Here is a 22,446-nt window from a genome sequence, read left to right as displayed (position 1 = left end):
AGTTTGACTGTCCGGCAAGTGTGGGAGGAATATCCGCTAATACCACATAAGGAGGAAAATATTATGGCTAAACATGGTAAGAAGTACCTGGAAGCTGCTAAGCTGATTGATAGCGAAGCAACTTACGAGCCTTTGGAAGCCGTTGAATTGGTGAAAAAGGCTGCGACTGCTAAATTTGACGAAACCGTTGAAGCAGCAGTTCGTCTGGGCGTAGATTCCCGTAAACAAGACCAGGCTGTTCGTGGTGTTGTTGTCCTGCCACATGGTACGGGTAAAACACAACGCGTTCTGGTATTTGCAAAAGGTGACAAAGTGAAAGAAGCGGAAGCGGCTGGCGCTGATTTTGTTGGCGATCAAGATATGATCAACAAAATCCAACAAGGCTGGTTCGAATTCGATGTCTGCGTTGCGACACCTGATATGATGAGTGAGGTTGGTAAACTGGGTCGTTTGCTCGGTGGTAAAGGTTTGATGCCTAATCCTAAAGCAGGTACAGTTACTTTCGACGTTGCCAAAGCTGTTCAAGAAATTAAAGCTGGTAAAATCGAATACCGTCTCGACAAAGCAGGTCAAATTCACGCACCAATCGGCAAAGCTTCCTTCAGTGCTGAACAACTGAACGAAAACCTTAAAGCCTTGATTGAAGCCTTGAACCGTGCGAAGCCAGCGGCTGCTAAAGGTGTATACCTGAAAAACATCGCTATTTCTTCGACTATGGGACCAAGTGCACGTGTGAACGCATCTGTTTACAGATAATATTTTGATTGACATACTCAATCAAAACTGGTATGCTGTAAAAGTTGTGAGTCCTTGTGACTGACCGTTAAAGTTGAATATGCTTACCGTAGACAGTAGGTGCCCTCGGGCTTAATTTCCTACCGAGGTGTTATGATAGAACGTTTCATGTGACGGGCTTGTCCCGTCCATGTGGATTTATCAAGCCTTCGTACTCTACGGAGGCTTTTTTCATGCTCAGGAAAACGACTTTGGTAGAGCACCAGAATGGGTGTTTCGAACAAAGTGGATAAATTGATCAGGAGGTGTACAGTTTGGCAAATGCAAAGGTGATTCAAGCAAAACAAGAAGCTGTTGAAGTTGTAGCTGCAAAATTGCGCGAGAGCGTAACAACTGTAGTTGCAGACTATCGCGGTCTGAATGTTGCCCAAGTAACTGAGCTGCGTAAGCAGCTTCGCGAAGCCGGAATCGAATTTCAAGTGCTGAAAAACACACTGCTCCGCCGTGCAACTGCGGCAGCAGAATTGACTGAACTGGACGCAGTATTGACAGGTCCTACTGCAATCGCGTTCGGCAAAGATGATGCAGTGTCTGCAGCTAAAATCTTGAACGATTTCGCTAAGAAAAACAATGCATTGGAACTGAAAGGTGCAGTTGTAGAAGGTCGTGTGATCGGTGTTGAGGAAATCAAAGCGCTGGCAGAATTGCCATCCCGCGAAGGTCTCCTTTCCATGCTCCTCAGCGTGCTTCAAGCTCCTATGCGCAACTTCGCGCTTGCAGTTAAAGCTGTTGCAGAAAAAGAAGAGCAAAGCGCATAAGTTAGGAATTAACCCTGCTGTATAGCAGTTGAGAACAAAAAAATACGAATTTAAATGGAGGTTCAACCATGAGTAAAGAGCAAATCTTGGAAGCAATTAAAGGTATGTCCGTATTGGAACTGAACGATCTCGTGAAAGCAATCGAAGAAGAATTTGGCGTAACTGCAGCAGCTCCAGTAGCTGTAGCAGGTGGCGCAGCAGGTGGCGCAGCAGAAGCTGAGCAATCCGAGTTCGACGTAATCTTGACAAGCGCTGGCGCTTCCAAAATCAACGTTATCAAAGCAGTTCGCGAAATCACAGGTCTTGGCCTGAAAGAAGCAAAAGAACTGGTTGACAACGCTCCAAAACCATTGAAAGAAAAAGTTGCTAAAGAAGAAGCTGAATCCATTAAAGCAAAATTGGAAGAAGCAGGCGCTTCTGTAGAAGTAAAATAATTGACTGCTCTCTAGCAGACAATGAACTAAAACAAACCCCTTGAGGTGATCTTCAAGGGGTTTGTTGCTGTAAAACGGTAATACCAACAAGTCTGAAATGATATTGTAAAGGCTATGATGGTAGTACAACCGAAAGAGGTGGGCGTGAATGGCGGATCATTATTACTCCAAACGACCAGAGACGGCGCATGAACGGCGGAGTTTAGAAACAGTACTGCGGGGTCGTTCATATCGATTTGTAAGCGATTCAGGCGTTTTTTCAAAGCAGGGAATTGATTATGGGAGTCGTGTGCTGATTGAAGCCATGCAGCTTCCTGCACAAGCCTCGGTATTAGATGTAGGATGTGGTTACGGGCCGATTGGTTTAGCGGCGGCAATGCTTGTCCCAGATGGGCATGTTACGATGGTTGATATTAACGAGCGAGCTGTTCAATTAGCCATTGAAAATGCGGAACGTAATGGGATTAGGAATGTCACTATTAAACAAAGTGATTTGTTTGATGAAGTGCGGCATGAACATTTTGATGTGATTTTGACGAACCCTCCTATACGTGCAGGGAAAGAAACGGTGCATACCATTTTTGAACTTGCATATGAGCATCTAAATGAGGGTGGAGCTTTGTGGGTGGTCATTCAGAAGAAGCAGGGAGCCCCTTCGGCGAGCGCTAAAATAGAGAGTCTTTTTGGTTGCGTGGAGGAAGTTACCAAGGATAAAGGATATCGGATTTTGAAGGCTGAAAAAAAGTCTTAGAAAATTGCAATAGGACTATTGACTTGAATCCTGGGCTGTGATATCATTATAAAATGTCAGTATTAGGATGCCCTCCATGGCTTTAGTTTGTTGAAATGTCAATAGATTTATGCGTAGCAGGGTATAGTATTTATCTCTATTACGTATAATATAACCATTTTGGGCAAATCTACAAGTGATGAAGATCTTCCGGTAAGAGGATTCTGCAGATACGTCGCTCTTTTTTCGAATGCATTCGAGTAAGGGCTTTTCTGTATTTGTAAGATCGAATCTTCTGTATGTGTCTTATTATAAGGTCACAAACAGAGGTTCGCAATGTATTTTTAAAGTGAGTAGACATGAGGGGTGAGTTTAAGTTGGCAGGACATCTTGTTCAATATGGTCGACGCACTCGGCGCAGTTATGCACGTATTAATGAGGTACTCGAGGTTCCCAACCTGATTGAGATCCAACAAAAATCCTATGATTGGTTTTTGGAGGAAGGATTACGGGAAATGTTTCGGGATATTTCTCCAATTCAAGATTTCACAGGAAATCTGATTCTGGAGTTTATCGATTACTCTCTCGGAGAACCCAAATATACCGTTGACGACGCAAAAGAACGCGACGTTACGTATGCGGCACCGCTTCGGGTAAAAGTCCGGCTTATTAATAAAGAAACCGGGGAAGTGAAAGAGCAGGAAGTATTCATGGGAGACTTCCCGCTGATGACTGAAACGGGTACGTTTATTATTAACGGTGCGGAACGGGTTATTGTCAGCCAGTTGGTTCGCTCTCCCAGCGTCTATTTCAGCACAAAAGTCGACAAGAATGCGAAAACAACATACACCGCAACGGTAATTCCTAACCGGGGGGCTTGGCTCGAACTGGAGATGGATGCGAAGGATATTATCTATGTCCGGATTGACCGTACCCGTAAAATTCCGGTTACGGTGTTGCTGCGTGCGCTTGGCTTTGGCACTGATGCTGAGATTCTGGATTTGCTCGGCAATGACGAATATATCCGCAACACACTTGATAAAGACAACACGGATTCCACGGAGAAAGCGCTGATTGAAATTTATGAGCGTCTTCGTCCGGGTGAGCCACCTACATTGGATAATGCAAAGAGCTTGCTTGTTGCACGCTTCTTTGATCCAAAACGTTATGATCTGGCCAACGTAGGCCGTTACAAAATCAATAAAAAGCTTCACATCAAAAACCGTCTGTTCAATCAACGTCTGGCTGAGACACTGATTGATACAACAACTGGTGAAATCATCGCTGAAGCAGGGCAAATGGTAGACCGCCGCTTGTTGGACGAGATTTTGGCACAACTGGAAGAGTCGGTTGGACACCGTACGTATCATGTTGCTAGTGGCGTATTGGAAAGCAATGATATTCCGCTTCAAACGATCGATGTATTCTCGCCAATCGAAGACGGTAAAGTAGTAAAACTGATTGCCAATGGAAATATCGATAAATCGATTAAGAACATTACGCCTGCCGATATTATTTCCTCCATCAGTTATTTTATTAACTTACTTCACGGAATCGGAAGTACGGACGACATTGACCATCTGGGTAACCGTCGTTTACGTTCTGTAGGTGAGTTGCTCCAAAATCAGTTCCGTATTGGTCTGTCCCGTATGGAACGCGTGGTACGCGAAAGAATGTCAATTCAGGATGCTAATGTAATTACGCCACAAGCGCTGATTAACATACGTCCGGTCATTGCATCGATTAAAGAGTTCTTTGGTAGCTCCCAGCTGTCTCAGTTCATGGATCAGACAAACCCGCTTGCTGAGCTGACGCACAAACGTCGTCTGTCTGCACTCGGACCCGGCGGTTTGACGCGCGAACGCGCGGGCATGGAAGTACGTGACGTCCATCCGAGTCACTACGGCCGTATGTGTCCTATCGAGACACCAGAGGGACCAAACATTGGTTTGATCAACTCTTTGTCAACTTTTGCACGTATCAACGAATACGGATTTATCGAAGCTCCATATCGCTGGGTAGATCCGAAAACTGGAAAAGTTACAGACCAGATTGATTACTTGACTGCTGATGAAGAAGATAACTACATCGTTGCTCAGGCAAATGCGGAATTGACGGAAGAAAACACCTTTAAGGATGAAATCGTTATTGTCCGCTATAACAAGCAGTCTGATAACATTATTCCAATGGCAAGTAGCCGTGTCGATTACATGGACGTATCGCCTAAACAGGTTGTATCGGTCGCAACTGCGCTGATCCCGTTCTTGGAGAATGATGACTCGAACCGTGCATTGATGGGTTCCAACATGCAGCGGCAGGCTGTCCCATTGCTGATTCCGAAAGCGCCTTTGGTAGGAACGGGGATGGAACATAAGTCTGCAAAAGATTCCGGTGTGTGCGTTGTGTCCAAGTACAACGGGGTAATTGAACGTTCTTCGGCTAACGAAATTTGGCTGCGTCGTATTGAAACGGTAGATGGCGCTGAAGTCAAAGGCGATATTGTTAAGTATAAATTACACAAATTTATGCGTTCTAACCAAGGAACATGCATCAACCAGCGTCCAATCGTAAACAGAGGCGATATTGTCAAAGTTGGCGATATTCTTGCTGACGGTCCTTCCACCGAGATGGGTGAGTTGGCACTCGGACGTAACGTTGTCGTAGCGTTCATGACTTGGGAAGGTTACAACTACGAGGATGCGATCTTGCTGAGCGAGAAGCTGGTTAAAGAGGATGTATATACCTCGATCCATATCGAGGAATACGAATCTGAAGCCCGTGATACGAAGCTTGGGCCAGAAGAAATCACTCGTGATATTCCAAATGTTGGTGAAGAAGCGCTTCGCAATCTAGATGAGCGCGGCATCATTCGCATTGGTGCTGAAATCGCCGCAGGTGACATTCTTGTTGGTAAAGTAACACCTAAGGGTGTAACTGAGTTGACAGCTGAAGAACGTCTCTTGCATGCAATCTTCGGTGAGAAGGCGCGCGAGGTTCGTGATACTTCCTTGAGAGTTCCTCACGGAACCGACGGAATCGTCGTAGATGTTAAAGTATTTACACGTGAAAATGGCGATGAGCTGCCACCGGGTGTAAACCAGTTGGTACGCGTCTATATTGCTCAAAAACGTAAAATTTCCGAAGGCGATAAAATGGCCGGACGTCACGGTAACAAGGGTGTCGTTGCCCGTATTCTGCCTGAAGAAGATATGCCGTTCTTGCCAGATGGCACGCCAGTACAAGTCGTTCTGAATCCGCTGGGTGTACCTTCACGGATGAACATCGGACAGGTGCTTGAAGTGCATCTGGGTATGGCTGCAATGCGTCTTGGTATTCATGTGGCAACTCCAGTATTCGATGGTGCCAAGGAGTATGACGTATTTGATACGATGGAAGAAGCGGGCATGCAACGCAATGGTAAGACAGTGTTGTATGATGGGCGTACAGGTGATCGTTTTGAACGTGAAGTTACGGTCGGTGTCATGCACATGATCAAACTGGCGCACATGGTCGACGATAAGATCCATGCTCGTTCTACAGGCCCTTACTCTCTTGTTACGCAGCAGCCGTTGGGTGGTAAAGCTCAATTCGGTGGTCAGCGCTTCGGGGAGATGGAAGTATGGGCACTGGAAGCCTACGGTGCGGCGTACACGCTTCAGGAAATTTTGACTGTGAAATCGGATGACGTGGTTGGACGTGTTAAAACATACGAATCCATCGTTAAAGGTGAAAATGTCCCAGAACCGGGTGTTCCTGAATCATTCAAGGTCTTGATCAAAGAGCTGCAAAGCTTGGGTATGGACGTGAAGATTCTGTCCGAAGACGAACAAGAGATCGAAATGAGAGAGCTTGATGATGAGGATGATACAACTGGCGATAAGCTGAGTTTGAATCTGGAAGGCTCTGAGGTTGGCGTAGAGTAATTTGACTGCTGACTGACTCATATCAGCTTTGTTATATGCCCTAATCCATTTTGAATGGATCGGGCCTCTTGATACCGCCCGGTGCTGCCGGGCGGTATCAAACCTAAAAACTCAGGATTTGGTTAAGGAGGGTTGCTCCTTGTTGGACGTTAACAATTTCGAATATATGAAAATCGGGCTTGCTTCCCCCGAAAAGATTCGTTCTTGGTCCCGCGGAGAAGTCAAAAAACCGGAGACGATTAACTATCGTACGCTTAAACCGGAAAAAGAAGGACTATTTTGCGAGAAGATTTTCGGACCTACGAAAGATTGGGAATGTCATTGTGGTAAGTACAAACGTGTACGGTATAAAGGTGTTGTCTGCGACCGCTGTGGAGTAGAAGTTACTCGTGCTAAGGTTCGCCGTGAACGCATGGGCCACATTGAGTTGGCTGCTCCTGTATCGCACATTTGGTACTTCAAAGGCATTCCGAGTCGTATGGGTCTTGCTCTTGATATGTCTCCAAGATCTTTGGAAGAGATCATTTACTTCGCATCTTATGTTGTAACCGATCCAGGAGATACGCCTTTGGAGAAAAAGCAACTCCTGTCCGAGAAAGAATACCGCAGTTACCGTGAAAAATATGGCTACGGATTTCAGGCAGGAATGGGTGCTGAAGCGGTTAAAAAGCTTCTTCAAGATTTAGATATAGACAAAGAATTGGAATTTTTGAAAGAAGAGCTGCGTACAGCTCAGGGACAACGTCGAAACCGTGCGATCAAACGCCTTGAAGTTATTGAGGCATTCCGTAATTCCGGTAACCAACCGGATTGGATGATCATGGACGTACTACCTGTTATACCTCCTGAGCTTCGTCCAATGGTACAGCTGGATGGTGGACGTTTTGCTACTTCTGACCTTAATGATCTGTATCGTCGTGTTATTAACCGTAATAACCGTCTGAAACGTCTGTTAGATCTGGGTGCGCCAGATATTATCGTACAAAATGAAAAACGGATGCTGCAGGAAGCTGTTGACGCTCTGATTGATAATGGCCGTCGTGGTCGTCCTGTTACAGGTCCGGGTAATCGTCCATTGAAATCCCTCAGCCACATGCTGAAAGGTAAACAAGGACGTTTCCGCCAAAACTTGCTCGGGAAACGTGTTGACTATTCCGGTCGTTCCGTTATCGTAGTAGGTCCGTACTTGAAGATGTACCAATGTGGTCTACCGAAAGAAATGGCGCTAGAGCTGTTCAAGCCTTTTGTAATGAAAGAGCTTGTGAACAAAGGCTTGGCACACAACATCAAGAGCGCGAAACGTAAGGTGGAGCGCGTGAGTGCTGAAGTATGGGACGTACTCGAAGAAGTAATCAAGGAACATCCAGTTCTTCTAAACCGTGCCCCTACGCTGCATAGACTGGGTATTCAAGCGTTTGAACCAATCTTGGTTGAAGGCCGTGCGATTCGTTTGCATCCGCTCGTATGTACGGCATATAATGCTGACTTTGACGGTGACCAAATGGCGGTTCACGTTCCGTTGTCTGCGGAAGCTCAAGCGGAAGCTCGTTTGCTCATGCTGGCATCCGGCAACATTTTGAATCCAAAAGACGGCAAGCCTGTTGTTACTCCTTCCCAGGATATGGTCCTTGGCTCATTCTATTTGACTATGGATAACAAGGAAGAAGAAGGAAGTAACATGATCCTTCGCAATCCGAATGAGGCTATCTCGGCTTATCAGCGCGGAACTGCTGGGCTTCATGCCCGTGTAGCTATTCCGGTTAAGGCGTTGAATAAAACGAGCTTTACAGAGAAGCAACAGGATGCAATGTTGATTACAACCGTGGGTAAAATTATCTTTAATGAGATTTTCCCAGCAAGCTTCCCGTATATCAATGACGCTACTCGCGCCAACCTGCTCTATGGTACTGCTGAGGAGTTCTTTGTTTATGAGAAGGGTGTAAATCTTACTGAAGCCATTCAGAACGCTCCACAAGCTAGTGGGGTGGGTAAGGATTACCTTGGTAATATCATCGCCCGTTGCTTTGAGATTTACCACACAACAGAAACGGCTGTGATTTTGGATAAGATCAAACAGCTTGGCTTTACGTATTCCACTCGTGCAGGTGTAACGGTTGCTGTGGCAGACGTAGTTGTACCTCAAGAGAAACAGGATATTCTTAAAGCGTCTGACGATAAAGCACAAGTCGTAACGAATCAGTATCGTCGTGGTCTGATTACGAACGAGGAGCGCTATGACCGGATTATTGATATTTGGTCCAAGGCTAAGGATGATATCACAGACATTTTGATGAAATCCATGGATCGCTACAACTCTATCATGATGATGGTTGACTCCAAAGCGCGTGGTAACAAATCACAGATTACTCAGCTCGGCGGTATGCGCGGACTGATGGCGAATCCATCGGGTCGTATTATCGAGCTCCCAATCAAATCGAATTTCCGTGAAGGTCTGACAGTACTCGAGTACTTCATCTCCACACACGGAGCGCGTAAAGGTTTGGCGGATACAGCGTTACGTACAGCTGACTCTGGTTACCTGACTCGTCGTCTCGTTGACGTGGCACAAGATGTTATCGTGCGCGAAGATGACTGCGGAACGGATAAAGGCTTTACAGTAAGTCGCATCCAGGACGGTAAAGAAGTAATTGAGGACCTGTACGATCGTTTGGAAGGTCGTTATTGCTTCGAAACAGTACGTCATCCTGAGACTGGTGAGATTTTAGCTAGACGCAATGAACTGATTGACTCCAACAAAGCTGAAGCGATTGTTAAAGCTGGTGTAGAAAAAGTCCAAATTCGTTCCGTGTTAAGTTGCCGTGCCAAACATGGCGTCTGCAAAAAATGTTACGGTCGTAATCTGGCTACTGGCAAACACGTTGAGATTGGGGAAGCGGTTGGTATTATCGCGGCTCAATCCATCGGTGAACCAGGGACACAGCTCACCATGCGTACGTTCCACACAGGTGGTGTAGCGGGCGACGATATCACGCAAGGTTTGCCTCGTATCCAGGAGCTTTTTGAAGCACGTAATCCTAAAGGTCAGGCAACCATTAGTGAAATTGACGGTGTAGTTAAAGAGGTTCGCGAAGGGAAAGACCGTCGCGAAATCGACATTCAGGGTGAAGCTGAAACAAAAACCTATTCGGTTACTTATGGTTCACGTCTGCGCGTAAGCGAAGGCATGACTGTTGAAGCCGGGGACGAACTGACGGATGGTTCGATTGACCCTAAAGAAATGCTGCGTATTAAAGGTATTCGCGGGGTACAGAACTATATCCTTCAGGAAGTTCAACGTGTATATCGGAACCAGGGTGTAGAAATCAACGACAAGCACGTAGAAGTTATGATTCGTCAAATGTTGCGTAAGATTCGTATCATCGATGCGGGTGACACGACACTCCTTCCAGGTTCATTTGTTGATGTGCATGAGTATGAGAATGCGAACAAGATAGCGATTCTTAGTGGCCAAGAACCAGCGGTGGCCAAACCAGTTCTTCTTGGTATCACCAAGGCGTCTTTGGAAACTGATTCCTTCTTGTCAGCGGCTTCCTTCCAGGAAACTACTCGTGTCTTGACAGACGCAGCTATCAAAGGAAAAGTCGATCAGTTGCTTGGTCTGAAAGAAAATGTAATTATCGGTAAATTGATCCCTGCGGGAACAGGTATGAACCGTTACCGTAGCGTGAAATTTGCCCAGCCTGAAGAGGGGCAATCCTCATCTGAGGAGCTTGAACCCATTTCAGCTGAGTAATCTAAAAATAGTATAATAAGCCCGGAACACCGTAGATATGAGCTTTGGGTAAAAGCTACAGCAACGGTGCTCCGGCGCTTCTTATGAAAAAGTAACGTACTACTTTATTTGAATAGATTATAGTTGATAATTGTCTTGACATTGTTCATAGTCAATGCTAATATAGCAAAGGTGCGTGAGCAGCCTATATGCTATTGGGTCTTTTCGGAGGAATGAGATATGTCTAAAGAACAGGGACTACAAGATGCTCATGTCAAAATCGGTACCAAACAAACCATTCGTATGGTAGAATTGGGCTTCGCCTCAGAAGTATATGTGGCAGAAGACGCAGATCAGCGTCTCACTTCCAACATCATTGATTTGTGCAATAAGCAAGGAGTCAAAGTGACTCTCGTAGACACAATGAAAAATCTCGGAGCTGCATGCGGGATTGAAGTGGGGGCCGCGATGGCTGCTATCGTAAAACAATAAGGTAAGGAACGTTTTTGTCTAGGGAATCGTTATTCTTGGCGGCAAAGACTTTTCATTTGTTCTTTTATGAACCGCCTGGGTCTGTGGGCTTAGATAAGGTTTGTAAAGTAACAGCAAAAATTGAGGAAGGGGGTGGCAACCAACATGCCAACTATTAACCAACTGGTTCGTAAAGGACGTCAAGCCAAAATCGAGAAATCGAAATCACCAGCTTTGCAAAAAGGTTTTAATGCCTTGAAACGTGAAGCTACTGACATCAGTGCCCCACAAAAACGTGGAGTATGCACTCGTGTAGGTACTATGACTCCGAAAAAACCAAACTCCGCACTTCGTAAATATGCTCGTGTTCGCTTGACGAACCGTGTAGAGGTGACTGCTTACATTCCAGGTATTGGACATAACCTTCAAGAACACAGCGTAGTGCTGATTCGTGGCGGTCGTGTAAAAGACCTTCCGGGTGTGCGTTATCACATCGTTCGCGGTGCTTTGGATACTGCAGGCGTAAATAACCGCATGCAAGCTCGTTCCAAATACGGCGCAAAACGCCCTAAAGCTAAAAAATCCTAATGAATATAAACCGCGTATGCAGGTTTAACATGTAAGAAAGGGGGATATCCATGCCACGCAAAGGTCCAGTTACCAAAAGAGACGTGTTGCCAGATCCGGTATACAACAGCAAGTTGGTTACTCGCTTGATCAACCGCATCATGCTCGACGGAAAACGAGGCGTTGCTCAAAGCATTCTGTATAATGCGTTCAAGCTTATCCAAGAACGTACGGGGAATGACCCGATGGAAGTTTTTGAAGCAGCTATCAAGAATATCATGCCAGTCCTGGAAGTTAAAGCACGCCGTGTCGGCGGTGCCAACTACCAAGTACCAATCGAGGTAAAACCAGAAAGACGTACGTCCCTGGGATTACGTTGGCTCGTAAACTACTCCCGCAACCGCGGCGAGAAGACTATGGAAGAGCGTTTGGCGGCTGAGATTATCGATGCTTCCAACAACACAGGCGCTTCCGTGAAAAAACGTGAAGACACGCACAAAATGGCTGAAGCGAACAAAGCGTTTGCTCACTATCGTTGGTAGGATTCAGCTCAAAAAAATAACTTCAATTTTGAAGGGAGACCCATTTCATGGCAAGAGAGTTCTCCTTGAAAAATACACGTAATATCGGGATCATGGCTCATATTGACGCGGGTAAAACCACAACAACAGAGCGGATCTTGTTCTACACAGGCCGTACGCACAAAATCGGTGAAGTTCACGAAGGTGCTGCAACAATGGACTGGATGGAGCAAGAACAAGAGCGCGGAATCACGATTACTTCCGCTGCGACGACCGCTGCCTGGAAAGGTCACCGCGTCAATATCATCGACACCCCGGGGCACGTTGACTTCACTGTTGAAGTTGAACGTTCCCTTCGTGTATTGGACGGAGCAGTTGGTGTTTTCAGTGCGAAAGAAGGCGTTGAGCCTCAGTCTGAAACTGTATGGAGACAGGCTGATCGCTATGGCGTTCCACGTATCGCATATGTAAACAAAATGGATATTATTGGTGCCGACTTCTTGAACGTTGTAGCTGATATGCGTGATCGCCTTCAAGCGAACGCAGTTGCGATTCAACTTCCAATCGGTGCAGAAAATGACTTCTTAGGTATCATCGATATCGTTGGACAAAAGGCTTATATGTACAAAGATGACCTTGGTCAAAATATCGAAGAAACCGAAATTCCTGCGGAATACAAAGACAAAGTTGAAGAACTCCGCAACGAATTGATTGAGAAGGTTGCTGAACTGGACGAAGATTTGACTATGAAATACCTTGAAGGTGAAGAGATCACGGTTGAAGAAATTAAAGCCGCTCTCCGTAAAGGTGTTGTAGAAGTTAAGATCTTCCCAGTTATCTGTGGATCTTCTTACCGTAACAAAGGTGTTCAGTTGATGCTGGACGCTGTTGTTGATTACCTGCCAGCTCCTATTGATGTACCGAGTATTCAAGGTCATCTGGAAGATGGTACAGAAGTTGAACGTCATTCTTCTGATGAAGAGCCTTTCTCCGCATTGGCCTTCAAAATTATGACGGATCCTTACGTTGGTAAGTTGACATTCTTCCGCGTATACTCCGGTGTGCTTCAATCCGGTTCCTACGTATTGAATGCAACAAAGGGCAAACGTGAACGTATCGGACGTATTCTTCAAATGCATGCGAACAGCCGTCAAGAAATCACTGAAGTATACTCCGGTGACATTGCGGCAGCCGTAGGTTTGAAAGATACAGGTACAGGTGATACACTGTGTGATGAGAAGAATCCAGTTATTCTCGAATCCATGAATTTCCCTGATCCGGTTATCGAAATCGCGGTTGAGCCTAAAACCAAAGCTGACCAAGACAAAATGGCAGTTGCACTCGGTAAGTTGACCGAAGAAGATCCAACTCTTCGCGCTTCTACTAACGAAGAAACTGGCCAAACTATCTTGGCAGGTATGGGTGAGCTTCACTTGGACATTATCATTGACCGTATGCGTCGTGAGTTCAAAGTGGAAACCAATGTAGGTAAACCACAAGTAGCATACCGTGAAACATTCCGTGCTCCAGCACGTGTTGAAGGTAAGTTTGTTCGTCAATCCGGTGGTCGTGGTCAATATGGTCACGTATGGGTTGAGTTCGAACCACTTGAAGCAGGTACTGGTAGCCAGTTTGAAAGCAAGGTTGTCGGTGGCTCTGTTCCAAGAGAATACATCGGACCTGCACTTGCTGGTATTGAAGAGCAAATGAAAAACGGTGTCCTGGCTGGCTTCCCGCTGGTGGACGTTAAAGCTACAATCGTGGATGGATCATACCATGATGTCGATTCCAATGAAATGGCATTTAAAATTGCCGGTTCAATGGCGCTGAAAGCAGCGAAAGACAAATGTAAACCTGTATTGCTTGAGCCGATTATGAAAGTTGAAGTAACGGTTCCAGAGGAATACATGGGAGACGTAATGGGTATGTTGAACTCCCGTCGTGGTCGGATTGAAGGTATGGATTCCCGTGGCGGTGCCCAAATCATTCGTGCAATGGTTCCATTGTCCGAAATGTTTGGATATTCCACTACACTTCGTTCCGGTACACAAGGACGCGGTGTGTTCTCCATGGAGCTTCATCACTATGAAGAGGTTCCGAAGAGCATCGCTGAAGAGATCGTTGCTAAAACCAAAGGCGGCGAGTAATACAATGTATTTGCTGATCGGATTCTCTAGTTTCTAGAGGTTTCCGACAGCCTAAAATAAAACATGTTATTGAGGAGGAATTGTTCAAATGGCAAAGGCTAAGTTTGAACGTAACAAACCGCACGTTAATATCGGTACAATTGGTCACGTCGATCATGGTAAAACAACTTTGACTGCTGCAATCACAACTGTACTTTCCAAAACTTACGGTGGTGCTGCTGTAGCATTCGATCAAATCGATAAAGCTCCAGAAGAGCGCGAACGCGGTATCACAATCTCCACTGCACACGTGGAATACGAAACACCTAACCGTCACTATGCACACGTTGACTGCCCAGGTCACGCTGACTATGTTAAAAACATGATCACTGGTGCTGCTCAAATGGACGGAGCGATCCTGGTTGTATCCGCAGCTGACGGTCCTATGCCACAAACTCGTGAACACATCCTCTTGTCCCGTCAAGTAGGTGTTCCATACATCGTAGTATTCCTGAACAAATGCGACATGGTTGAAGACGAAGAGTTGCTGGAATTGGTTGAAATGGAAGTTCGCGATTTGCTGAGCGAGTATGACTTCCCAGGCGACGACACTCCAATCACTCGCGGTTCTGCTCGTGAAGCACTGCAAAACCCAGATGGCGACTGGGCTAAGAAAATCGTTGAAATGTTCGAAACAATCGACACTTATATCCCAACTCCAGAACGCGACACTGACAAGCCTTTCCTTATGCCTGTCGAGGACGTATTCTCCATCACTGGTCGTGGTACAGTTGCTACAGGCCGTGTAGAGCGTGGTACAGTTAAAGTGGGCGACGAAATCGAAATCATCGGTATTCAAGAAGAATCCCGTAAATCCGTAGTAACAGGCGTAGAAATGTTCCGTAAATTGCTTGATTCCGCTCAAGCTGGTGACAACATCGGCGCACTGCTTCGCGGTGTAGATCGTGCACAAATCGAGCGTGGTCAAGTATTGGCTAAGCCGGGTTCTGTTAACCCACATACAGAATTCTCTGCTCAAATCTACGTTTTGACTAAAGAAGAAGGTGGACGTCACAAACCTTTCTTCACTGGTTACCGTCCACAGTTCTACTTCCGTACAACTGACGTAACTGGTATCATCACTTTGCCAGAAGGTTCCGAAATGGTAATGCCTGGTGATAACATTACAGTTACTGTTCAACTGATCAGCCCAATCGCGATTGAAGAAGGAACTAAGTTCTCCATTCGTGAAGGTGGCCGCACAGTTGGTGCAGGTGCTGTAGCAACAATCTCCAAATAATAAGGCTACGAGCCTTGAATATAGCAACATTGTACTGGAACGAGTAACATCGTATTGGAACGAAGTAAAACGAGCCCCTGCCATGGTGCGGGGGCTTTTCTCTTGAGGAATAACAGCGAGCCGCGAGTACAATTGTATCTTTGAAAATAAGATATATTGTTTTTTTCGTTTTTGCTTGCAATAGGCAGAACTATTCGATATAATAACTAATGTTGTTTGTGACTGTGCGATGATGTGAGAGGTTACTGACACACCCGGCCCCTTTGCCATGGGAGGGCTGTTAGAAAATTTTCACGGAGTATGTCCGATACCAAATTGGGCGATAGAAGGAGGGACTAAAATGGCAAAGCAAAAAATTCGTATTCGTTTGAAAGCTTACGATCACAGAATTCTTGATCAATCCGCTGAGAAAATTGTTGAAACAGCTAAACGTTCGGGTGCAGGTGTTTCCGGACCAATTCCGCTGCCAACTGAAAAACAAATCATTACTATTCTCCGTGCGGTACACAAGTACAAGGATTCTCGGGAACAATTCGAAATGCGCACACACAAGCGTTTGATCGATATTGTTAATCCGACTCCACAAACTGTGGATGCCTTGATGCGCTTGGACCTGCCGTCCGGTGTAGATATCGAAATTAAATTGTAATATGTAATTAGGAAAAGAAAAGAGGTGTCAACATGAAAGGTATCTTAGGAAAAAAACTCGGAATGACTCAAGTGTTTACCCCTGAAGGTAACGTACTTGCTGTTACGGTTATCGAAGCTGGTCCTTGTGTTGTTCTGCAAAAGAAAGATCTGGAAAACGATGGATACGAAGCTATCCAGCTCGGATTCTCTGATAAAAAAGAAAAAAGATCCAATAAACCTGAAGCAGGACATGCTAAAAAAGCAAATACTGCGCCTAAGCGCTACGTTCGTGAACTTCGTGGCATCGACCTTGCTGCGTACGAGGTTGGCCAAGAACTGAAGGCTGATGTCTTCACAGAAGGCGAATTCGTTGACGTAACAGGTATTTCTAAAGGTAAAGGTTTTGCCGGCGTTATCAAACGTTGGGGACAAAGCCGCGGACCAATGGCACACGGCTCGCGTTATCACAGAGGTCCAGGTTCTATGGGTTCCATTCAAGCTAACCGCGTTCCTAAAGGTAAACACCTGCCAGGACACATGGGGCATGAAACGGTAACGATCCAACGCCTTGAAGTTGTTAAGATCGATACAGAACGTAATGTATTGCTCGTGAAAGGATCCATTCCAGGACCTAAAAACAGCTTCGTTAAAGTATTAGAAACGGTGAAAAAATAATATCAACTGAAGAAAGGAGGAACACGAAATGCCAAAAGTAGCACTATTTAATATTAGCGGCAGCCAAGTTGGCGAAATTGAATTGAACGATGCAGTATTCGGTATCGAACCGAATAAACACGTTCTTCATGACGCTGTTGTTATGCAATTGGCTTCCCTGCGTCAAGGTACTCACAAAGTAAAGGGACGTTCTGAAGTACGTGGCGGCGGACGTAAACCTTGGAAACAAAAAGGTACTGGTCGCGCTCGTCAAGGTTCGATTCGTGCACCACAATGGGTTGGTGGCGGAACTGTATTCGGTCCGACTCCACGCAGCTATGCTTACAAATTGCCTAAAAAGGTTCGTCGTCTGGCGATCAAATCGGCATTGTCATCCAAAGTGATTGAGAATGAAATCATCGTATTGGACGCTCTTACACTGAACGGACCTAAAACGAAAGAATTCGCAGCTATTTTGAATAACCTTAAAGCTGATCGTAAAGCATTGATTGTAGCTCCTAGCTATGATGATAATGTAGCACTGTCCGCTCGTAATATTCCTGGTGTGAAGTTTGTAGCCGCAGACGGCATTAATGTTCTTGATGTGCTCGGACACGACAAACTGATCATTACGAAGGAAGCAGTTCAGAAGGTAGAGGAGGTGCTCGCGTAATGAAGGATCCTCGTGATATTATCAAACGTCCGATTATCACCGAACGTACGGCTGGTATGATGAATGACTTGAAATATGTTTTCGAAGTTGACATTCGTTCCAATAAAGTCGAAGTTAAGAAAGCAATCGAAGCGATTTTTAACGTGAAAGTAAGTAACGTTAATACACTTCGTGTGCCTGCGAAACCAAAACGCTACGGACGTCATTCCGGCTATACGAGCGAGTGGAAAAAAGCGTTCGTAACGCTGAGCAAAGACAGTAAGCCGCTTGAGTTTTTTGAAACAGTATAATTGAATCTGTAAAGTAAGGAGGGAAACTCAGTGCCAATTAAAAAGTATAAACCAACGTCCCCGGCCAGACGTGCAATGTCTGTATCTACTTTCGAGGAGATCACAACAAATCAGCCCGAGAAATCGTTGCTGGCACCTCTGAGCAAGCAAGCTGGACGTAATAACCAAGGTAAAATTACAGTTCGTCATCATGGCGGCGGACACAAACGTAAATACCGTATTATTGACTTCAAACGTAACAAAGATGGAATACCGGGCCGCGTTGCTACGATCGAATATGATCCAAACCGTACGTCCAACATCGCACTTATCCACTATGTGGATGGTGAAAAACGTTACATCATCGCTCCTAAAGGTCTGAAAGTAGGAGATGTAGTGGTATCCGGTCCGGACTCCGATATTAAAATCGGTAACTCCTTGCCTTTGGAAAACATTCCAGTGGGTACGGTTATCCACAATATCGAATTGAAACCGGGTAAAGGTGGCCAACTCGTTCGTGCTGCTGGTACGGAAGCCCAACTTCTTGGTAAAGAAGAGAAGTATGTTACAATTCGTTTGACCTCTGGTGAAGTACGTCGCATTCTGAAAGTTTGCCGTGCTACAATCGGTTCTGTAGGTAACGAAGACCACGAGCTTGTTAAGATCGGTAAAGCTGGTCGTAGTCGTTGGTTGGGACAACGTCCTGAAGTTCGCGGTGTTGTTATGAACCCTAACGATCACCCACACGGTGGTGGTGAAGGTCGCGCTCCAATCGGACGTAAATCTCCAATGTCTCCATGGGGCAAACCAACCCTTGGTTACAAAACACGTAAAAAAGGTAAAGCATCTGATAAGTACATCGTTCGTCGTCGTACTAAGTAATAAAACGTGCGCTTAAGTCGCACGTTAACATATTAAAGAACGACTACGTTTTAACGAAGGGAGGATTCACAAATGGGTCGCAGTCTCAAAAAAGGACCATTTATTGATGGTTACCTGTTGAAAAAAGTAGAGGTTTTGAACGAGTCTGACAAAAAAGTCGTGATCAAAACTTGGTCCCGTCGCTCTACGATTTTCCCGCAATTTATCGGACACACGTTTGGTGTATATGATGGTCGTAAACACGTGCCTGTATACGTAACAGAAGATATGGTTGGACACAAATTGGGCGAGTTCGCTCCAACGCGTACGTACAAAGGCCATACGGATGACGATAAGAAAACAAGAAGATAATCAACACAGCGTAGTGTTTGAGAGGAGGTAACTCAATGGAAGCAAAAGCACATGCTAAGTCCGTGCGGATTTCCGCTCGCAAAGTGAAACTTGTTATCGATTTGATTCGTGGCAAGCAGGTAGGTGAGGCGATTGCAATTCTTCGTCACACTCCGAAATCCGCTTCTCCAGTCGTTGAGAAATTGTTGAATTCTGCGATCGCGAATGCAGATCACAACTACTCTATGGACGTAAATAAATTGGTAGTGTCCGAGGTTTTTGTAAACCAAGGTCCTACAATGAAACGGTTCCGCCCGCGTGCAATGGGTCGTGCAAGCCGCATCAATAAACGCACCAGCCATATTACTCTGGTGGTATCTGAAAAATAAGGAGGGAAAACGTGTGGGCCAAAAGGTAAATCCCGTCGGACTCCGAATCGGTATTATCCGTGATTGGGAATCCAAATGGTATGCAGGCAAAGATTTCGGTGATCTTTTGCTGGAAGACGTTAAGATTCGTGAGCATCTGAAAAAAAGATTGAAAGACTCCGCTGTATCCCGTGTTGAAATCGAGAGAGCAGCTAACCGTGTCAACGTAACGATTCACACTGCGAAACCAGGTATGGTTATCGGTAAGGGTGGTTCCGAGGTTGAAAATCTGCGTAATGAAATCACTAAAATCGCAGGTGGTAAAAAGGTACACATCAATATCTCTGAAATTAAAAATCCTGAACTGGATGCAATTCTCGTTGCTGAAAGCATTGCACAACAATTGGAACGTCGTGTTTCTTTCCGTCGTGCGTTGAAACAAGCAATCCAAAGAACTATGCGTTCCGGTGCAAAAGGAATTAAAACTCAAGTAGGCGGACGTCTTGGCGGTGCCGAAATCGCTCGTTCCGAAGGGTACAGCGAAGGAACTGTTCCACTGCATACGCTTCGTGCTGACATCGACTACGGTACAGCAGAGGCTCATACTACTTATGGCCGTCTTGGCGTAAAAGTATGGATCTATCGTGGAGAGGTTCTTCCTCCAGCTAAGAAACAAGCTCCTCAGGAAGGAGGCAACTAATCATGTTGGTACCTAAACGCGTAAAACATCGTAAACAACAACGTGGTCACATGAAGGGTCGTGCTAAAGGCGGTACTACACTGAATTTTGGTGAGTACGGTTTGCAAGCTACTGAACCAGCATGGATCACTAACCGTCAAATCGAAGCTGCTCGTATTGCGATGACTCGTTACATCAAACGTGGTGGTAAGGTTTGGATTAAAATTTTCCCTGACAAACCAATTACTCAAAAGCCTCTTGAGGTTCGTATGGGTAGTGGTAAAGGTAACGTAGAAAAATGGGTTGCAGTAGTGAAACCAGGTAAGATCATGTTTGAACTTGCTGGTGTACCGGAAGAGATTGCTCGTGAAGCAATGCGTCTTGCCGCTCACAAACTGCCAATCAAAACTAAGTTTGTGAAACGTGAAGAATTGGGTGGTGAAGCAAATGAAGGCTAGTGAATTCCGCAATCTTACCACTGCTGAAATCGAACAAAAGATCTCCGGTTTTAAAGAAGAACTTTTTAACCTTCGCTTTCAACTCGCTACCGGTCAGCTTGATAACCCGACTCGGATCGGCGCTGTGCGTAAGGAAATTGCTCGTGCTAAAACTGTGATCCGTGAAAGAGAACTTGGGATTAGCTAAGATATTAGACCGGGTGGAAATTCCGCCTGTAATTAGGAAGGAGGCCAACAATGAGCGAACGTAATGCCCGTAAAGTATTAGTAGGTAAAGTAGTCAGCGACAAAATGGACAAAACGATTGTGATTGCTGTAGAAACTTACAAAAAACATGATCTCTACCATAAACGCATCAAAGTGACTAAAAAATTCAAAGCTCATGATGAAAACAACACTGCACAAATCGGTGATACTGTTAAAATCATGGAAACTCGTCCTTTGTCCAAAGACAAAAACTGGAGACTGGTCGAAATCGTTGAAAAAGCTGTTATAATCTAATGTAGTGTAGTTTTTCCGAAAGGAGGATAAATAAATGATTCAACCATTTACACGTTTGACTGTAGCCGACAATTCCGGCGCGAAGGAACTGATGTGTATCCGTGTGCTCGGTGGAACGGGACGTCGTACAGCTCAAATTGGTGACCTGATCGTTTGTTCCGTAAAACAAGCAACACCAGGCGGCGTTGTCAAAAAGGGTGATGTAGTAAGAGCGGTTGTTGTTCGTACTAAACGTTCTATCCGCCGTAAAGACGGTTCCTACATCGGATTTGATGAGAACGCAGCAGTGGTCGTTAAAGAAGACAAGAGCCCACGTGGTACTCGTATTTTCGGACCAGTTGCTCGCGAACTTCGTGACAAAGACTTCATGAAAATCGTTTCCTTGGCTCCGGAAGTGATCTAAATTCACCTTAAATTGTGCCCGTAGGAGGTGTACGAAATGCCAAAAGTGAAAAAAGTTCTGGAATCCCATAACAACAAGCTGCACGTCAAAAAAGACGACACTGTTCTGGTGATTACTGGTAAAGATAAAGGTAAAAAAGGTCGCGTTATCGCTGCTTACCCTCGTCAAAACCGTGTGCTTGTGGAAGGTGTTAACATGATTAAAAAACACCAAAAGCCTAATCAGTTGAATCCACAAGGCGGCATCATCGAGAAGGAAGCTCCGATTCACGTTTCCAACGTTATGCACATTGATCCGAAGAGCGGAAAAGTAACTCGTGTTGGTTACAAAGTTTTGGACAATGGCAAAAAAGTACGTATTGCAAAACGTTCAGGCGAAGTGATCGACTAATTATTTTTTTTGAAGAAAGGAGGACTATGATTCATGGCAACAACAAGAATGAAAGAACGTTTCTTGAAAGAAATCACTCCTGCTTTGATGCAGAAGTTCAACTATACAACAGTGATGCAAGTGCCTAAAATCGAGAAAGTTGTAATCAACATGGGTGTTGGCGACGCAGTTCAAAACTCCAAAGTGCTTGATTCTGCTCTCAACGACATGCAGCTGATCGCTGGTCAAAAGCCAGTTATCACTCGCGCAAAAAAATCTATCGCAGGTTTTAAATTGCGTGAAAACATGCCGATCGGTGTAAAGGTAACACTTCGTGGTGAGCGTATGTATTACTTCTTGGACAAATTGTTCAACATTACACTCCCTCGTGTACGTGACTTCCATGGTGTATCAACAAAAGCTTTCGACGGACGTGGTAACTACACGCTTGGTCTGAAAGAACAGTTGATCTTCCCGGAAATCGAGTACGATCAAGTTGATAAAGTTCGTGGTATGGATATCGTTATCGTAACGACTGCCAAGACTGACGAAGAGTCCCGTGAGCTTCTGACTCAGCTGGGCATGCCTTTCGCGAAATAATGTTGGCATAACGTTTTGGGCGTCTGATTTTAAGACACCCTGTTCTCCGAAACTATTTAGGAGGTGTCAGGCTAAGTGGCAAAAACTTCAATGAAAGTCAAACAACAACGCGCACCAAAGTTTAAAGTTCGTGCTTATACTCGTTGCGAACGTTGTGGTCGTCCACATTCGGTGCTGCAAAAGTTTAAAATCTGCAGAATTTGCTTCCGTGAATTAGCTTATAAAGGCCAGATTCCTGGCGTGAAAAAAGCAAGCTGGTAAAAAGTCCTGTT

At 45.3% G+C, this 22,446-nt stretch carries 26 protein-coding genes and 1 other annotated feature; all 26 genes read left to right on the top strand.

From position 1 onward, the window contains the following. The first annotated feature begins 63 nt into the window (after nt 1-63). The 26 genes from rplA (at nt 64) to ACQQ6X_RS03565 (ending at nt 22,435) form a co-directional block, all read left to right on the top strand. On the top strand, nt 64-756 hold the full coding sequence (rplA, locus tag ACQQ6X_RS03690) for a 50S ribosomal protein L1 (protein ID WP_007432594.1): 693 nt from the start codon (nt 64-66) through the stop codon (nt 754-756). Nucleotides 757-824: 68 nt separating this feature from the next. Continuing rightward, nucleotides 825-976: a sequence feature (ribosomal protein L10 leader region), on the top strand. A 73-nt stretch (nt 977-1,049) separates the two neighbouring features. Then, nucleotides 1,050-1,553: a 50S ribosomal protein L10 gene (rplJ, locus tag ACQQ6X_RS03685; RefSeq protein WP_025715687.1), complete on the top strand. Its 504-nt coding sequence runs from the start codon at nt 1,050-1,052 to the stop codon at nt 1,551-1,553. Between the two features lie 68 nt (nt 1,554-1,621). Beyond that, nucleotides 1,622-1,987, top strand: a complete 366-nt coding sequence (gene rplL, locus ACQQ6X_RS03680) for a 50S ribosomal protein L7/L12 (protein WP_063211172.1) — start codon at nt 1,622-1,624, stop codon at nt 1,985-1,987. Between the two features lie 148 nt (nt 1,988-2,135). Further along, the gene (locus ACQQ6X_RS03675; RefSeq protein ID WP_305168134.1) at nt 2,136-2,738 is read left to right on the top strand and encodes a class I SAM-dependent methyltransferase; all 603 of its coding nucleotides are present in this window, start codon (nt 2,136-2,138) and stop codon (nt 2,736-2,738) included. Between the two features lie 356 nt (nt 2,739-3,094). Beyond that, nucleotides 3,095-6,640, top strand: coding sequence for a DNA-directed RNA polymerase subunit beta (rpoB, locus tag ACQQ6X_RS03670; protein WP_305168133.1), 3,546 nt, complete (start codon nt 3,095-3,097; stop codon nt 6,638-6,640). 139 nt (nt 6,641-6,779) lie between these two features. Continuing rightward, nucleotides 6,780-10,394: a DNA-directed RNA polymerase subunit beta' gene (gene rpoC / locus ACQQ6X_RS03665; RefSeq protein ID WP_063211167.1), complete on the top strand. Its 3,615-nt coding sequence runs from the start codon at nt 6,780-6,782 to the stop codon at nt 10,392-10,394. Nucleotides 10,395-10,613: 219 nt separating this feature from the next. Then, nucleotides 10,614-10,865: a ribosomal L7Ae/L30e/S12e/Gadd45 family protein gene (locus tag ACQQ6X_RS03660; protein ID WP_149034436.1), complete on the top strand. Its 252-nt coding sequence runs from the start codon at nt 10,614-10,616 to the stop codon at nt 10,863-10,865. A 144-nt stretch (nt 10,866-11,009) separates the two neighbouring features. Then, nucleotides 11,010-11,432: a 30S ribosomal protein S12 gene (gene rpsL / locus ACQQ6X_RS03655; RefSeq protein WP_007432587.1), complete on the top strand. Its 423-nt coding sequence runs from the start codon at nt 11,010-11,012 to the stop codon at nt 11,430-11,432. A gap of 50 nt (nt 11,433-11,482) precedes the next feature. Next, nucleotides 11,483-11,953 (top strand): 30S ribosomal protein S7, encoded by a 471-nt coding sequence (rpsG, locus tag ACQQ6X_RS03650; RefSeq protein WP_007432586.1) that lies wholly within the window; start codon nt 11,483-11,485, stop codon nt 11,951-11,953. Between the two features lie 47 nt (nt 11,954-12,000). Continuing rightward, the gene (gene fusA / locus ACQQ6X_RS03645) at nt 12,001-14,079 is read left to right on the top strand and encodes an elongation factor G (RefSeq protein ID WP_016324746.1); all 2,079 of its coding nucleotides are present in this window, start codon (nt 12,001-12,003) and stop codon (nt 14,077-14,079) included. Nucleotides 14,080-14,167: 88 nt separating this feature from the next. After that, on the top strand, nt 14,168-15,358 hold the full coding sequence (gene tuf / locus ACQQ6X_RS03640; RefSeq protein WP_013373267.1) for an elongation factor Tu: 1,191 nt from the start codon (nt 14,168-14,170) through the stop codon (nt 15,356-15,358). A 340-nt stretch (nt 15,359-15,698) separates the two neighbouring features. Then, complete coding sequence (gene rpsJ, locus ACQQ6X_RS03635) at nt 15,699-16,007, top strand: 30S ribosomal protein S10 (RefSeq protein WP_005544556.1); 309 nt, start codon at nt 15,699-15,701, stop codon at nt 16,005-16,007. A gap of 32 nt (nt 16,008-16,039) precedes the next feature. Then, nucleotides 16,040-16,663: a 50S ribosomal protein L3 gene (gene rplC, locus ACQQ6X_RS03630; RefSeq protein WP_013312161.1), complete on the top strand. Its 624-nt coding sequence runs from the start codon at nt 16,040-16,042 to the stop codon at nt 16,661-16,663. 28 nt (nt 16,664-16,691) lie between these two features. After that, nucleotides 16,692-17,315, top strand: a complete 624-nt coding sequence (gene rplD, locus ACQQ6X_RS03625) for a 50S ribosomal protein L4 (RefSeq protein WP_013312160.1) — start codon at nt 16,692-16,694, stop codon at nt 17,313-17,315. Beyond that, the gene (gene rplW / locus ACQQ6X_RS03620; RefSeq protein ID WP_013373266.1) at nt 17,315-17,605 is read left to right on the top strand and encodes a 50S ribosomal protein L23; all 291 of its coding nucleotides are present in this window, start codon (nt 17,315-17,317) and stop codon (nt 17,603-17,605) included. The genes rplD and rplW overlap by 1 nt, the downstream gene beginning before the upstream one ends. Nucleotides 17,606-17,635: 30 nt before the next feature. Beyond that, nucleotides 17,636-18,466, top strand: coding sequence for a 50S ribosomal protein L2 (gene rplB, locus ACQQ6X_RS03615; RefSeq protein ID WP_016818651.1), 831 nt, complete (start codon nt 17,636-17,638; stop codon nt 18,464-18,466). Between the two features lie 72 nt (nt 18,467-18,538). Further along, nucleotides 18,539-18,817 carry a 30S ribosomal protein S19 gene (rpsS, locus tag ACQQ6X_RS03610; protein ID WP_007432579.1) on the top strand — a complete coding sequence of 93 codons (279 nt, stop codon included), beginning with the start codon at nt 18,539-18,541 and terminating at the stop codon, nt 18,815-18,817. 35 nt (nt 18,818-18,852) lie between these two features. Further along, nucleotides 18,853-19,185 carry a 50S ribosomal protein L22 gene (gene rplV / locus ACQQ6X_RS03605; RefSeq protein WP_007432578.1) on the top strand — a complete coding sequence of 111 codons (333 nt, stop codon included), beginning with the start codon at nt 18,853-18,855 and terminating at the stop codon, nt 19,183-19,185. Nucleotides 19,186-19,198: 13 nt separating this feature from the next. After that, a complete protein-coding gene (rpsC, locus tag ACQQ6X_RS03600; protein WP_007432577.1) occupies nt 19,199-19,864 on the top strand; it encodes a 30S ribosomal protein S3 in 666 nt (221 codons plus the stop codon). Between the two features lie 2 nt (nt 19,865-19,866). Further along, complete coding sequence (gene rplP, locus ACQQ6X_RS03595; protein WP_007432576.1) at nt 19,867-20,301, top strand: 50S ribosomal protein L16; 435 nt, start codon at nt 19,867-19,869, stop codon at nt 20,299-20,301. Beyond that, nucleotides 20,291-20,488 (top strand): 50S ribosomal protein L29, encoded by a 198-nt coding sequence (rpmC, locus tag ACQQ6X_RS03590; RefSeq protein ID WP_007432575.1) that lies wholly within the window; start codon nt 20,291-20,293, stop codon nt 20,486-20,488. The genes rplP and rpmC overlap by 11 nt, the downstream gene beginning before the upstream one ends. A gap of 50 nt (nt 20,489-20,538) precedes the next feature. Then, entirely contained in the window at nt 20,539-20,802 is a 264-nt protein-coding gene (gene rpsQ / locus ACQQ6X_RS03585) for a 30S ribosomal protein S17 (RefSeq protein ID WP_007432574.1), read from the top strand. A gap of 34 nt (nt 20,803-20,836) precedes the next feature. After that, complete coding sequence (gene rplN, locus ACQQ6X_RS03580) at nt 20,837-21,205, top strand: 50S ribosomal protein L14 (RefSeq protein ID WP_007432573.1); 369 nt, start codon at nt 20,837-20,839, stop codon at nt 21,203-21,205. Nucleotides 21,206-21,241: 36 nt separating this feature from the next. Beyond that, the gene (gene rplX / locus ACQQ6X_RS03575; RefSeq protein WP_013312155.1) at nt 21,242-21,595 is read left to right on the top strand and encodes a 50S ribosomal protein L24; all 354 of its coding nucleotides are present in this window, start codon (nt 21,242-21,244) and stop codon (nt 21,593-21,595) included. A gap of 33 nt (nt 21,596-21,628) precedes the next feature. Further along, a complete protein-coding gene (rplE, locus tag ACQQ6X_RS03570) occupies nt 21,629-22,174 on the top strand; it encodes a 50S ribosomal protein L5 (RefSeq protein ID WP_007432571.1) in 546 nt (181 codons plus the stop codon). A 75-nt stretch (nt 22,175-22,249) separates the two neighbouring features. Beyond that, nucleotides 22,250-22,435 carry a type Z 30S ribosomal protein S14 gene (locus tag ACQQ6X_RS03565; RefSeq protein ID WP_010348808.1) on the top strand — a complete coding sequence of 62 codons (186 nt, stop codon included), beginning with the start codon at nt 22,250-22,252 and terminating at the stop codon, nt 22,433-22,435. Nucleotides 22,436-22,446: the final 11 nt, after the last annotated feature.

The sequence above is a fragment of the Paenibacillus ottowii genome, assembly GCF_050516475.1.
Taxonomy (GTDB): Bacteria; Bacillota; Bacilli; order Paenibacillales; family Paenibacillaceae; genus Paenibacillus; species Paenibacillus ottowii.
The sequence above is the reverse complement of the archived record's forward strand: the minus strand, read 5'-3'. Positions and strand labels throughout refer to the sequence as shown.